Source organism: Castellaniella sp. (genome assembly GCF_041677825.1).
Lineage (GTDB): Bacteria > Pseudomonadota > Gammaproteobacteria > Burkholderiales > Burkholderiaceae_B > Castellaniella.
In genome coordinates this window covers 24,161-37,289 of record NZ_JBAYPG010000031.1, presented here as the reverse complement: position 1 = coordinate 37,289, position 13,129 = coordinate 24,161, and the positions used below count along the sequence as shown (strand labels likewise).

At 64.5% G+C, this 13,129-nt stretch carries 15 protein-coding genes; 5 read left to right on the top strand and 10 right to left on the bottom strand.

The window, feature by feature from the left end:
- The 3 genes from groL to pyrF all read left to right on the top strand — a co-directional run.
- On the top strand, positions 1-1,598 hold a 1,598-nt coding region (gene groL / locus WCY17_RS12375; protein ID WP_372702499.1), incomplete at its 5' end, for a chaperonin GroEL.
- 194 nt (positions 1,599-1,792) lie between these two features.
- Complete coding sequence (locus tag WCY17_RS12370; protein ID WP_372702498.1) at positions 1,793-2,182, top strand: diacylglycerol kinase; 390 nt, start codon at positions 1,793-1,795, stop codon at positions 2,180-2,182.
- Between the two features lie 139 nt (positions 2,183-2,321).
- Positions 2,322-3,167, top strand: a complete 846-nt coding sequence (gene pyrF, locus WCY17_RS12365; RefSeq protein WP_372702497.1) for an orotidine-5'-phosphate decarboxylase — start codon at positions 2,322-2,324, stop codon at positions 3,165-3,167.
- Between the two features lie 3 nt (positions 3,168-3,170).
- Here pyrF and WCY17_RS12360 read toward each other — a convergent pair whose 3' ends face one another.
- The 7 genes from WCY17_RS12360 to ftsY are packed head-to-tail and all read right to left on the bottom strand — an operon-like array spanning position 3,171 to position 8,735.
- Positions 3,171-3,674, bottom strand: coding sequence for a CinA family protein (locus WCY17_RS12360; protein ID WP_372702496.1), 504 nt, complete (start codon positions 3,672-3,674; stop codon positions 3,171-3,173).
- Positions 3,671-4,204 carry a phosphatidylglycerophosphatase A gene (locus WCY17_RS12355; RefSeq protein WP_372702495.1) on the bottom strand — a complete coding sequence of 178 codons (534 nt, stop codon included), beginning with the start codon at positions 4,202-4,204 and terminating at the stop codon, positions 3,671-3,673. The genes WCY17_RS12360 and WCY17_RS12355 overlap by 4 nt, the downstream gene beginning before the upstream one ends.
- On the bottom strand, positions 4,201-5,202 hold the full coding sequence (gene thiL, locus WCY17_RS12350) for a thiamine-phosphate kinase (RefSeq protein WP_372702494.1): 1,002 nt from the start codon (positions 5,200-5,202) through the stop codon (positions 4,201-4,203). Before thiL ends, WCY17_RS12355 begins: the two co-directional genes overlap by 4 nt.
- A gap of 11 nt (positions 5,203-5,213) precedes the next feature.
- Positions 5,214-5,720, bottom strand: a complete 507-nt coding sequence (gene nusB / locus WCY17_RS12345; protein ID WP_372702493.1) for a transcription antitermination factor NusB — start codon at positions 5,718-5,720, stop codon at positions 5,214-5,216.
- Complete coding sequence (ribH, locus tag WCY17_RS12340) at positions 5,695-6,234, bottom strand: 6,7-dimethyl-8-ribityllumazine synthase (RefSeq protein WP_372702492.1); 540 nt, start codon at positions 6,232-6,234, stop codon at positions 5,695-5,697. Before ribH ends, nusB begins: the two co-directional genes overlap by 26 nt.
- A gap of 14 nt (positions 6,235-6,248) precedes the next feature.
- Positions 6,249-7,433: a bifunctional 3,4-dihydroxy-2-butanone-4-phosphate synthase/GTP cyclohydrolase II gene (gene ribBA, locus WCY17_RS12335; RefSeq protein ID WP_372702491.1), complete on the bottom strand. Its 1,185-nt coding sequence runs from the start codon at positions 7,431-7,433 to the stop codon at positions 6,249-6,251.
- A 57-nt stretch (positions 7,434-7,490) separates the two neighbouring features.
- The gene (gene ftsY / locus WCY17_RS12330) at positions 7,491-8,735 is read right to left on the bottom strand and encodes a signal recognition particle-docking protein FtsY (protein ID WP_372702490.1); all 1,245 of its coding nucleotides are present in this window, start codon (positions 8,733-8,735) and stop codon (positions 7,491-7,493) included.
- Positions 8,736-8,836: 101 nt separating this feature from the next.
- On the opposite strand from ftsY, the gene WCY17_RS12325 reads away from it, so the two are divergent.
- Together WCY17_RS12325 and coaD are read left to right on the top strand one after the other, a co-directional pair.
- Positions 8,837-9,466, top strand: coding sequence for an RsmD family RNA methyltransferase (locus tag WCY17_RS12325; RefSeq protein WP_372702489.1), 630 nt, complete (start codon positions 8,837-8,839; stop codon positions 9,464-9,466).
- Positions 9,463-9,972: a pantetheine-phosphate adenylyltransferase gene (gene coaD, locus WCY17_RS12320; RefSeq protein ID WP_372702488.1), complete on the top strand. Its 510-nt coding sequence runs from the start codon at positions 9,463-9,465 to the stop codon at positions 9,970-9,972. Before WCY17_RS12325 ends, coaD begins: the two co-directional genes overlap by 4 nt.
- 99 nt (positions 9,973-10,071) lie before the next feature.
- Here coaD and WCY17_RS12315 read toward each other — a convergent pair whose 3' ends face one another.
- The 3 genes from WCY17_RS12315 to WCY17_RS12305 are packed head-to-tail and all read right to left on the bottom strand — an operon-like array spanning position 10,072 to position 13,042.
- On the bottom strand, positions 10,072-10,476 hold the full coding sequence (locus tag WCY17_RS12315; RefSeq protein ID WP_372702487.1) for an MOSC N-terminal beta barrel domain-containing protein: 405 nt from the start codon (positions 10,474-10,476) through the stop codon (positions 10,072-10,074).
- 8 nt (positions 10,477-10,484) lie between these two features.
- Positions 10,485-12,155 carry an AsmA family protein gene (locus WCY17_RS12310; protein WP_372702486.1) on the bottom strand — a complete coding sequence of 557 codons (1,671 nt, stop codon included), beginning with the start codon at positions 12,153-12,155 and terminating at the stop codon, positions 10,485-10,487.
- A complete protein-coding gene (locus tag WCY17_RS12305; RefSeq protein ID WP_372702485.1) occupies positions 12,143-13,042 on the bottom strand; it encodes an AsmA family protein in 900 nt (299 codons plus the stop codon). The genes WCY17_RS12310 and WCY17_RS12305 overlap by 13 nt, the downstream gene beginning before the upstream one ends.
- Positions 13,043-13,129 lie beyond the last annotated feature (87 nt).

Here is a 13,129-nt window from a genome sequence, read left to right as displayed (position 1 = left end):
TCCGTGGCGTCAACATCCTGGCCAGCGCCGTCAAGACCACCATGGGCCCCAAGGGCCGCAACGCCGTACTCGATCGCTCATTCGGCGCCCCCAACGTGACCAAGGACGGGGTTTCGGTCGCCAAGGAAATCGAGCTCAAGGACAAGTTCGAGAACATCGGCGCCCAGCTGGTGAAGGAAGTCGCCTCCAAGACATCCGACAATGCCGGTGACGGCACCACCACGGCCACCGTACTGGCCCAGTCCATCGTCGAAGAAGGCCTGAAATACGTGGCCGCCGGCATCAGCCCGATGGATCTCAAGCGCGGCATCGACAAGGCCGTGGCCGTCGTCGTCGACGAACTGCACAACCTCTCCAAGCCCTGCACCACCAGCAAGGCCATTGCCCAGGTCGGTTCCATTTCGGCCAACAGCGATGAGTCCGTCGGCGAAATCATCGCCAATGCCATGGACAAGGTCGGCAAGGAAGGCGTGATCACGGTCGAAGACGGCAAGTCGCTCGAAAATGAACTCGACGTGGTCGAGGGCATGCAGTTCGATCGCGGCTATCTGTCGCCGTACTTCATCAACAACCCCGACAAGCAGGTGTCGGTGCTCGAAGATCCGTACATCCTGATCTTCGACAAGAAAATCAGCAACATCCGCGACCTGCTGCCGGTGCTCGAGCAAGTGGCCAAGTCCAGCCGTCCGCTGCTGATCGTGGCCGAAGACGTCGAAGGCGAAGCCCTGGCCACCCTGGTGGTCAACAACATCCGCGGCATCCTCAAGACCACGGCAGTCAAGGCCCCCGGATTTGGTGACCGCCGCAAGGCCATGCTCGAAGACATCGCCATCCTGACGGGCGGCACGGTGATCTCCGAAGAAACCGGCCTGTCGCTCGAGAAGGCAACCCTCGAACTGCTCGGCCAGGCCAAGCGCATCGAAGTGGCCAAGGAAAACACCACCGTCATCGACGGTGCCGGCGAAGCCACCAACATCGAGGCGCGTGTCAAGCAGATCCGCACCCAGATCGAAGAAGCCACGTCCGACTACGATCGTGAAAAACTGCAAGAGCGCGTTGCGAAACTCGCCGGTGGTGTGGCCGTGATTCGCGTGGGTGCAGCCACCGAAGTCGAAATGAAAGAAAAGAAGGCCCGGGTCGAAGACGCCCTGCACGCCACCCGTGCAGCCGTCGAAGAAGGCATCGTGCCGGGTGGCGGCGTCGCCCTGATCCGTGCCAAGGCGGCCGTGGCCAAGGTCAAGGGTGCCAACGCAGACCAGGACGCCGGCATCAAGCTGGTACTGCGCGCCATCGAGTCACCCCTGCGCACCATCGTCACCAACGCCGGTGACGAAGCCAGCGTCATCGTCAACGCTGTCGAGCAGGGCGAAGGCAACTATGGCTACAACGCCGCCACGGGCCAGTACGGTGATCTGGTCGAGCAAGGCGTGATCGACCCCACCAAGGTCACCCGTACGGCGCTGCAAAACGCCGCCTCAGTGGCCAGCCTGCTGCTGACCACCGAAGCTGCAGTTGCGGAAATCGTGGAAGACAAACCGGCAGCCCCAATGCCCGATATGGGTGGCATGGGCGGTATGGGCGGCATGGGCGGCTTCTGAGCCCCGCTGCACCACGATCCGACAGCAGCCCACCCTGCGTGGGCTGCACACCCCCGCCTGGGTCTGGCCCCGGCGGGGGTTTTTTCTGCAGGCCGCTTGAACAAAACAGCGGGGCTATCTATGATCGCTGATCAAGAGCGCGGCAGACCACGTCCTTCAGGGTGTGGAAGGATGCCAACATCACTGGACCCGACATGGCACGTACCCCCTTTGACAAAAGCACCGGGCCGGTTTCACGCATCGTGCAGGCCTTTGGCTTTTCCATGCAGGGGCTGGGTGCGGCCTGGCGCCACGAAGCCGCCTTCCGGCTCGAGGTCGCGCTGGCCATCGTCTTCATGCCGCTGGCGATCTGGCTGGGGCACGGTCCCCTCGAACAGCTGCTGCTCATTGGCAGTATCGGGCTGATGCTGATCGTCGAACTGGTCAATTCGGCCATTGAAGCACTGGCCGATGCAATCAGCACGGATCACCACCCGCTGCTCGGGCGCGCAAAGGATCTTGGCAGTGCCGCAGTCCTGCTGGCCACGGTCCTTGCACTGGCCACCTGGGTCAGCCTGCTGCTGCCGCGCTGGTGGCCCAGTTGATGCCGCACGGGTCGGGCCACGCCATGCGCCACGAGCGCAGGTCCTGCTCGCCGCCCTGCTCCATATCCTCGATCTCCCCGACCTACCGACTTACCGACCTACCGACTTACCGACTTCCTGACGCCGAACCTGTATTGCCATGAACTTCATCGACAAACTGAAAAAAGCCTGGGCCACCCAGGATTCCCTCCTCATGGTGGGCCTGGACCCGGACCCTCGGAGATTCCCGGCTGAACTGGCCGGCAAGCCTGACGCCATCCGGACCTTCTGTCAGACCATCATCGATGCCACGGCCCCTTACGTCTGCGGATTCAAGCCGCAAATTGCCTATTTCTCTGCCCACCGTGCAGAAGACCAGCTCGAGGACGTGTGCCAGTATATTCGCGAACACTACCCTCACCTCCCGATCGTGCTCGACGCCAAACGCGGCGACATCGGCAGCACGGCCGGCCAATATGCCCGCGAAGCCTTCGAGCGCTACCGGGTGGATGCCGTCACGGTCAACCCATACCTGGGCCGCGATTCGGTCCAGCCCTATCTGGACTACGGAGACCGCGGGGTGATCATCCTCTGTCGCACGTCCAACGTCGGGGGGGCCGACCTGCAGGACATGCGGCTGGCCAACGGCACACCGCTGTACCTGCACGTTGCGGATCAGGTGGCACGGGTCTGGAACACGACGGGCCAGTGCGCGCTGGTGGTGGGCGCGACCTTCCCGGAAGAAATCGCCCATGTGCGCAGGCGCATCGGCGACATGCCCCTGCTCGTTCCGGGCATAGGCATCCAGGGCGGCGACATACAGGCAGCCGTGACAGCCGGCCGCACAGCCAACGGTACCGGGATGATGATCAATTCGGCACGCGCGATCCTGTATGCCGGAACGGATGAGAACTGGGCCCAGGCTGCCGCCAGAACAGCACGTGCCACACGCAGCGCCATACGCGTGGCGCTCGAGACCCCGCCGCGCGAAGCACCCGGGCGATGACCTTCAGGCCGGCACGTTGTCCAGTGCCCATTGCAGCACATGGCGTACGGCCGCCAGCCGCACGGCCTGGCGGTCGCCGTCGAATATCCGTACATCCGCGCGCGTGACGATGCCGGCGGGCATGCGGCGCGCCAACCCGAAGCACACCATGCCGACCGGCTTGCCCGCAGTGGCCCCATCAGGCCCCGCAATGCCGGTGGTGGACAGGGCCAATTGGGCATTGGGCACCGCCAGCAGCGCGCCCGAAGCCATTTCAATGGCCGTCTCCTGGCTCACTGCACCGTGCCGCTCGAGCGTATGCACGGAGACCTGCAGAAGGTCGGTCTTGGCCGCATTCGAATACGTGACGCAGCCACGGTCAAACCATTGGCTGGATCCTGGAACCGCCGTGATGGCCCCGGCCAGCAAGCCGCCCGTGCAGGATTCGGCAGTCACACACAACAGGCCCGCGCCGTGCAGATGGGCCCCAAGACCGGATGCCAGAACTCGAATCTCGTCGTCAATCATGCGAACACCCCGAAATGCACCAATACCGCCATGGTCAGTATGGCATACAGTGCGGCCACCAGGTCATCGACCATGACACCGAAGCCATTCTTGAAACGCGCATCCAGCCAGTTCACGGGTGGCGGCTTGACGATATCGAAGGCCCTGAACAGGATCACCGCCGTACACTGGGGCCAAAAACCGGCAGGCACCAGCCAGAGCACAAGCCATATGGCAACGATCTCATCCCAGTTGATGCCGCCATGGTCGGCTACACCCAGGTCCTGCCCGCAGCGCTGCGCGGCCAGACAGCCCACCCCGAACGATGCCACCAGCAGCACGACCATGGGTATCGTACCCAGCCCCTCGAGCAAGACCACCCACAAGGCCCAGCCCAGCAAGGTACCCCAGGTACCTGGCCCCGGCGTGAGCAGGCCAGACCCGAAGCCAAAGGCCAGAATGCGCTCTGGCCGGGCAAATACCCAGGCGGGCCCAGGCCGGCTGCGATGCATTTCACGACCGCCACCAGATGCGCCCGGCCCCGGTTTCATGGGGGTGTACCCGGCGACCGATCGTTGCCGGTATCGGCGAAGTGATCAAATCCGGCCTGCTGGACGACCATGGGGTTCCCATTGGCATCGAACACCTCGCAACCCGTACCACGCACGAGGGCGCCGATGCGCGCCAGCGCCATCCCGAGGCGCCGCCCCAATGCCTCGATCTGCGCGCGCTGCCCGGCAGGCGCGGTGAAGCACAATTCGTAGGCGTCCCCCCCGGCCAGCACGGCGTGCTGCACGAGATCGGGATCCAGGCCCTGCAGGGCCGGATGCACTGGAATGGCATCGAACTGAACGCGCGCGGCACACCCGCTGGCAGCCAGAATGTGGCCGAGATCCTGCAACAGGCCGTCGGAAATATCGATGGCGGCATGTGCCAGCCCGCTCAGGCCCTGCCCGAGCGCCAGCCGGGGCTGCGGCCGTTCGAGGACCGTGCGCAGCGGTGCCAGACGGCCCTCCGGGTCGGGCAGCAGCCCCTGCAACCAGCGCAGTGCAATGTCAGCTGCACCCAGGGGCCCCGACACCCAGATATCGTCGCCAGGGTGCCCTGCGTCGCGGCGCAGCGCATGTTCGGGGCGCACTTCGCCCAGCACGGTCACGCACAGCACGACACCCTGCATGCTGCGCGTGGTGTCACCACCCAGCAGCGGGCAGTGGCTGGCATCCGCCAGTGCATGAAAGCCATGGGCAAAGCCTTCGAGCCATGCGTCGTCCACCTGCGCCACGCCCAGCGCCAGGGTACAGCCCAAAGGCCGGGCACCCATGGCCGCCAGATCGGACAGGTTCACTGCAAGGGCCTTGTGCCCGAGGTCGACGGGGTCTGAGTCGGCCAGGAAATGCCGGCCTTCGAGGAGCATGTCGGTGCTGACCGCCAATTGGTGGCCCTCTTGCACCGGCAGCAAGGCGCAGTCGTCACCCACCCCCAGAAAGGGCGCGGGCACGGGACGGCTGAAGTGCCGCCGGATGAGATCGAACTCGCCGCCTTGCACCATGCGGCCCCGCTTCAGGATCGGGCCCGGGCCTGAAATTCAGCCGCCCGGGCTTCGGCAGCCAGCCGATCGAGCACGCCGTTGACGAATCGATAGCCGTCGGTGCCGCCAAATGACTTGGCCAGTTCTACCGCTTCATTGATGGCCACGCGGTAAGGGACCTCGATGTGATGGATGAGTTCGAAGCTGCCCATGAGCAGGATGGCATGCTCGATGGGGGACAGTTCAGCCAGCGGCCTGTCCACATACGGCAGGAAACGTTCGCGCAGCGCGGGCGCCTGCCGCACGGCCCCCTGCAGGAGGGTTTCGTACCAGACGGCATCGGCCTGTGAAAAATCGGCGCCATCACGCACATGGGCATCGATGGCACCGAGTTCGTCGCTGCCCGCCACCCCCTGCAGCAACCAGGCATAAATGCCCTGCAGGGCGAATTCGCGTGCGATGCGGCGTGCGCTGCGTGATGTCGCGCGCGCCGGAGCACGCGCGGCGCGTGACTCAGTCGTCGTCATCATCGTCGTCATCGTCATCGTCATCGTCGAAGTCGTCGTCTTCGTCGAAATCGTCTTCATCGAGTTCGGGTTCGAGCGCGGCCACGAGATTGGCCATTTCGACCGCGGCACGCGCGCAGTCGCGCCCCTTGTCGGCGGCACGCGCCTGCGCCTGTTCATCGGTATCGGTGGTGAGCACGCCGTTGGCCACCGGCACCCCGGTTTCGAGCGCTACCCGGCTGATGGCAGCCGCGGATTCATTGCTGACGATCTCAAAATGGTAGGTTTCGCCCCGAATGACGGCACCCAGCGCAATCAGGGCATCGAATTCGAAGGTTTCGGCCATCTGTGCCAGGGCCGTGCCAATTTCGAGCGCACCCGGTACCGAAACCAGCATGACATCGCGCTCGTCGACACCCAGGGTGGCGAGCTCTGCCAGGCAGGTCTGGAGTTCGGCCTCGCCGATTTCGGCATTGAACCGTGAGCGAACGATACCAATATGCAGGCCTTCCCCGTTGAGATCGGGGGTCATCACGTAGGGGTTCATATCTGCAATCCTGATCAAGTCGTGGCGTCGGATCCGCCGGTTTCGTTATGGTAACCCGTAATGGTGAGAGAAAACCCGGCCACATTGGGCATTTTGCGTGGCCTGGCCAACAGGCGGGCCTGTCCGACGCCGAGATCACGCAGAATCTGGGCTCCGATGCCGAATGTGCGCAGCCCGTGACGCTCTCCTGCGGAATCCGCTGCAGTTCGCGCATCCGGCGCCTGTTGGCGTTGCCAATGCGCAAATTGCGCGAAGATCTGCTCGGCAGCCCCATGACAGTTGAGCAGCACCATCACGCCACTGGGCGCAGCGGAAATGACGCGCAAGGCTTCGGGAATCGACCAGCTGTGCTGGGTATTGCAATCACAGAGCAGGTCGACCACGCTGGTGGGTTCATGTACCCGGACCAGCGTTTCACGATCGGGGTGGATCTCGCCATGCACCAGCGCCAGGTGGGGTGCGTTCGATGCACGATCACGATAGGCGACCGCGGTGAACGCGCCCCAGGGCGTGGTCACCCGACGAGCCACGAGCCGCTCTATCATGGATTCATGCTCGCTGCGGTACTGGATGAGATCGGCAATCGTGCCGATCTTCAGGCCGTGCTCGCGTGCAAAGACCATGAGATCGGGCAGGCGCGCCATGGTGCCATCGGGCTTGAGAATCTCGCAGATCACCGCAGCCGGCGTCAGGCCCGCCATGGCGGTCAGGTCGCAGCCCGCCTCGGTGTGGCCCGCGCGCACCAGCACCCCCCCCTGGACGGCGCGCACGGGAAAAATGTGGCCCGGCTGCACCAGGTCGGCCGGCCTGGCATCGCGCGCGACTGCGGCCTGAATGGTGCGCGCCCGGTCGGCCGCCGAAATGCCCGTATCCACACCCTGCGCAGCCTCGATGGATACAGTGAAATTGGTGCCATAACGGGTACCATTCTGACTGGCCATCATGGGCAGTTGCAACTGCTGGCAACGCTCTTCGGTGAGCGTCAGGCACACCAGGCCGCGCGCATGCGTGACCATGAAATTGATGGCTTCAGGGCTGACGAAATCTGCCGCCAGGACCAGATCCCCTTCGTTTTCGCGATCTTCTTCATCGACCAGTATGACCATGCGCCCGGCACGCAATTCGGCCATGATCTCGGCCACCGGAGAAATGTCGAACATCGGTGATGCAGCGGACACCGCTGCCTTTGGAATACTCATGACGCTGTCCAGCCTGTCGATAAAACCCTGAAACGGCTATTTTAATGCCAATGGGTTTCAGGCCCCGCCAAGCAGGGCTTCTGCGAACTCATCGGCAACAAAGGGTTGCAGGTCCTGCATGCCTTCACCCACCCCGATCCAGTACACCGGAACGGGCCGTACCCCCTGGCTGCCCGCCGCCACGGCCGCCAGCGTGCCCCCTTTGGCGGTGCCATCGAGCTTGGTGACCACAAGCCCCGTCAGTTCGAGCGCGGCATCGAAAGCCCGGATCTGCGCCAGCGCATTCTGTCCGGTATTGCCGTCCACGACCAGCAGCACTTCATGCGGCGCATCGGCCATGGCCTTGCCGATCACCCGGCGGATCTTCCTGAGCTCTTCCATCAGGTGCAACTGCGTAGGCAGGCGCCCTGCGGTATCGACGATCACGACATCCACCCCACGCGCCTGACCCGCATGCACGGCATCGAAGGCCACTGCCGCGGGATCCCCGCCCTCCTGGGCGATGACCGCCACCTGATTGCGCGCGCCCCAGGCCTGCAGCTGCTCGCGCGCTGCCGCCCTGAAGGTATCGCCGGCCGCGAGCAGTACGGACGCCTGACGCGCCTGCAGGGCATGAGCCAGCTTGCCGATGGATGTCGTCTTGCCAGCACCGTTGACGCCAGCCACCATGATCACCATGGGCCGTGTCGCACCGACCACGAACGGTTTCTCGAGTACCCGCAGGTGATCTGCAAGCAGGCCCTGCAGGGCCTTGCGCACCTCTTCGGCCTGTTCGAGACGCTCTTTGCGCACGCGCTGGCGCAAGGCCGTCAGCAGCTGCTGGGTGGCTTCGACCCCGGCGTCGGCCAGGATGAGCGCCGTCTCGAGTTCCTCGAAGAGATTCTCATCGACAGGAACCCCCACAAAAAGGCCGCCCAGGCTGGTACGTGCCAGCCCGCTGCGCAACCGACTGAGCCAGGAGCGTTTCTTCTCGCCGGGTGGAACGGCCTGTGCAGCCTGCCCCGAACCCGCCGTTATCGCGGTGACGGGCGCTGGCTCGACGCCCCCGGACGCCGGCGCAGCGATCCCTTGTGGCAATGCGGGTGCATCCGGTTGCAGCGCAGCGACATCCGCCGGCAATGCGGGCGCATCCGGTTGCAACGCGGCGACATCTGCCGGCAGACCGGTCGCACCAGGCGGCGATCCGGCGAGGTCGACACCCACTGGCCGCAATGCCTCATCGGCGGCCTGAGTGGGCACATCAGGGTCGGGCGCGTCATTCTTGACGTCCGCGGACCCCTTTTTCCTGAAAAATCTGAACATGGGCTTTACACTGAAAGGCTATGCAAATGGCGAGGCCCGACACCTGCACCCGGTGCAAAATGGGCGGGCTGGAGTATGTCGTTCCCGCGTGACTGCAACGCATGAAAAAACACCAGATCCGTATTGTAGGCGGTACGTACCGCAAAACCCCGATACCGGTGCCCGTCGCCGCGCAGCTGCGTCCTACGCCCGATCGCGTCCGCGAGACCCTGTTCAACTGGCTGTACCATCAGTGGGGCGGGCGTTTCGAGGGTCGGCGGGTGCTCGATCTCTTCTCGGGCACTGGCGCCCTGGGGTTCGAGGCCGCCTCGCGCGGGGTGGCGGAAGCCTGTCTGGTCGAATCCTCTGCGATCGCGCTGGCCGGGCTGCACGCCCTGCAGAATCGGCTGCGCGCACCGGCCATCCATATCCACGCATCAGACGCTGTGGCGTTTCTGCAGCAATTGACGCGACCACGATTCGATCTTCTGCTCCTGGACCCACCCTTCGGAGGCCGATGGCTGGAACGCGTGCTGCCGCTGGCCGGGCGTGCCCTGATGGATCAGGGGCTCATCTACCTTGAATCCGAAGCACGCCTGCCGGCGCCACCCACTGGCAGCAGGCTGCTGCGGCAAGCCAGGGCGGGGCGCGTCCACTACGGACTGTTCCGGTTTGCTGCATTGCAAGAAAACGGGAATAATGCCCCTGATGAACCGGATCCCCATACCATCCATCCAGCGGAGGTTGAATGATCACAGCTGTCTATCCGGGCACTTTCGACCCCCTCACACGCGGGCACGAGGATCTCGTACGGCGCGCAGCCAGCCTGTTCGATCAGGTGGTCGTCGGGGTTGCGCACAGCCAGAACAAGCGACCCTTCTTCACTCTGCAGGAAAGGCTGGAAATCGCCGATGAGGTCCTGGGCCATTATCCCAACGTACGGGTACGCAGCTTTGCCGGTTTGCTCAAGGACTTCGTGCGCGAGCAGGACGCCCGCGTCATCGTGCGCGGCTTGCGGGCCGTGTCCGATTTCGAGTATGAATTCCAGATGGCCGGCATGAACCGCCACCTGCTGCCCGAAGTCGAAACCCTGTTCATGACGCCATCCGATCAGTACCAATTCATCTCGGGCACCATCGTGCGTGAAATCGCCATCCTGGGGGGGGATGTCAGCAAGTTCGTGTTCCCGTCCGTGGAACGCTGGTTGCACGCCAAGGCCAGGCTCTGGCGTGAGCAGCACGCACAGACGCCAGACTGAGCCGATACGCATCCTGCAGGCCCTGCAGGCGCCCCGCGGCGCGCGAAGATCGCGCCAGGCGCGGCCCAGGATGCCGGATTCAAACCCGGCTGCCCGATCCTATGCGGGCCAATGCACGGCAGACGCCTCGGGGTGGATCTTGACCAGCCGGGCTGGCTGCCCCAGCCATTGCGAAAACCAGGCCGCAGCGAGATCACCTTCATCCACCGCCCTGACAGACTGCCCGGCCACCCCGACCCGGCACTCCACTTCGGGATCGTCCTCGATGACATCCAGGGGGACATCCAGGCGCAGCATGCCTGACGCACGCAGCGCCAGATACCCGAATCTCAGCTGCAGGTGCAGGCCCGGCAGCTCGGGGGCCCGCCGGGCATCCAGCCAGTTGAGATCCTCATCCACCACCAGCCAGCGGCGGTGCCAGGGCCCGGCCGCTGCATCCCGCAGCACAGGCCCCGCTGCCAGGGGCTGAAAACCGTCCTGGCCTGTTGGTTCCGGTGTATTCATGGTTCCCCCTATTTTCCGAGCAGGCCCTTGAGGGCCTTGCCAATCCGCTCGACCGGATCCTGTGGCGATTCAGGTGCAAGACCGCCACCATCGACATCCGGCAACTGCGCCTGATCAAGAGGATCGCGCCCTTCGAGCAGATCCATCAGCCCCGTCTTGACCACCTGCTGCACGGCCTGATTGCGTACATCGGACCAGCGCACGGAGTAGGATGGATCCGCCCAGGGCCCTTCGATATGCACCGGAAGCGTAGCCCCTGCGAGCGGATCGAGCGCCCCCTTGAGGGCCTGCGGCAGCCTGGCCGCCACCTGTACGAGCAGGATCACGTCGAGGGTCCGTCCGGTCAGGCTGAGCTGTGCGGGGTCCCCTTCGGTGACGCGCAGCAGATCCGAAGCCAGGATCAGGCGCGACAGCGTACCCTGCCCCTTGTCCAGATCGAGGCGCCCGCCCAACTGGCTGAATGGTGTGCGACCCTGGTCATCGAAGGGCGATGACACGGCGTCCAGCCGGCCTTTGAGTACATTGGACAGCGAACGCGCAACTTCGGTCAGGGTGCGCTGGGCATCGATGCCCAGCACAGCGCCGTCGGCCACCTGCCAATCCGCACGCCCACCCAGATTCGCCAGCAGGGCATCGCCCGTGTCGCCCACGGTATCCAGGCTCAGGTTCAGGCCGAGTCTGCCGGACAGAACCGGCCGGCCGAGCGCAGCCTGCAGCAGCGGATCCACGGCCACCCGGGTCAGGTCCATTTTTGCACTGAAGCGATGGTCGGCCGAGACTTGAAAATGGCCTGCCAGAGCGCCTTCATACAAGCCAGCTTTCACGCCCGAGAGCGTCAGCACCCCCTTTTGGGCCCGCAGATGCGCCTGCACTTTGTTGAACTGCACGCCGTGGGCGCGCAGATCGGCCACCCCGACGTCCCCATCGAGGTCCAGATGCTCGAGAAATGCAAGGTCGAAACCCGCTTGACGGGTTGAATCGTCGGGCTTGGCCGGTGGCGTGTCGGCCCCCTCGTCCGGTGACCCGGAACGGCTCCCTGATTCGGACCGGGCCGGCGCTGCGGGCGCCAGCCAGGGATCGAGGTCGAGCCGTTCGGACTTCAGAACGAAGCGCGTGGCCAGTGCCTGCCACCCTGCCACCTGCGCTTTCAGGCTGGTCTGCGCGCCGTCGACCATCGCGCTGATATCCATGTCTGCCACTTCTTTGGCTGCATCGACATGCACACTGCCTATCATGGGAAACGCATACTCCTGATCCGGCTGGTGCTCGTCGCGCAGCACCAGGTCCCCTTTCAGGGCGGTCAGCGCGCCCTGACGGGCGGCAACATCCCAGTTCAGGGGCGATGTCAGCCTGAGGCTGCCCAGGCGCTGGCCACTGCGCACGGCGCCATCCAGGCTGAGCGTGCGGAAACGCCATTCCTTTACGTTGCCCGACAGGCCGTCAAGGCCCATGGACGCTACGACCGCATTGCCAGATCCACTCTTGAAAGTGGCGGACACCGGCTCGGCGCTGGCGGCCTGTTCCGACAACATGAGCGCAGGCGCCTCGAGCGCCAGTTCGAAGGGCTGGCCCTGCCGCTTGCCACTGGCACGCAGGCTCAGCTTGTCGATCGCCCATTCGTCGCCGGGCGCGCCCAGGCTCAGGCGATCGGCGGCCAGCCGTACCTTCAGGCCCTGCACCCGCCCGTACCCAACAGCTCGCCCTCGAGGGACCAGTCGAGATGCCGGGCCGAAAATCGTTGCTCACGGCCATCCCAGGCGACATTGCCAGCCAGCGTGACATGCGCCTGATCCAGGTCGCCCAGACGGCCCTCGAGCCCCACATTGATTTTCTGCGCTTCATAGCGATCTTCTGCGGGGTTCAGGCTGAGCAGGGCCTGCGCCTGCAGACGGGCCGCATGGACGGGCTCACTGCCCGAGAGCAGGGCCTTGAACGACACTTCGAACGGCTGATCGTAGGTCACGCGGCCCGTACTGGCGTTGATCTGGGCCAGCGTGCTCGACACCCCACTGCGCTCATCGACATAACGGATCTCGCCGTCGCGAATCTCCAGCCCGGCAATGTCGATATGCAAGTCGCCACCCGATACGTAGTCGGCTTCGGGTGCCGGAGCCGCATCCCCGGCGGCGGGCAATACCATGTTCCCCGAGGTTGGCGGCTCGATCGGCCGCGCCAGCAGGTCATCGAAATTGAAATGCCCGTCAGCGTCCTGCACGATGCGTACGCTGACACCCGAGAGGGCGACGTGGTCGACCACCAGGCGATTCGACAACAAGGGCCAGATCGCCACGGCAAAGCGCGCGCTGTCCACCGAGATGAAGGGCTCGTCGGCCTGCAGGCCCGACAGCGATACCTGGCCCACTGAAAGGCCAATGCGCGGAAACAGCGACAGGCCGATATCGCCACCGATCGTGAGGGTACGGGCCGTGCGCTCATGCACCAGAACCTCCAGCCTGTCCTTGTATGCATTGGGGTTGAAGGTCAGCAGGAAAATGCCCAGACCCACCACGGCCAGCAGCAGAACCAGTACCAGCCCGACCAAAACCCGCTTGAACCACACGTTCATGTTGTAACCTGTCCCGTAAAATCCATGTTCACGTATCCACCAATGAACCAGCTGAATGCTAACTCATGATGGATGATTGCACGAGAT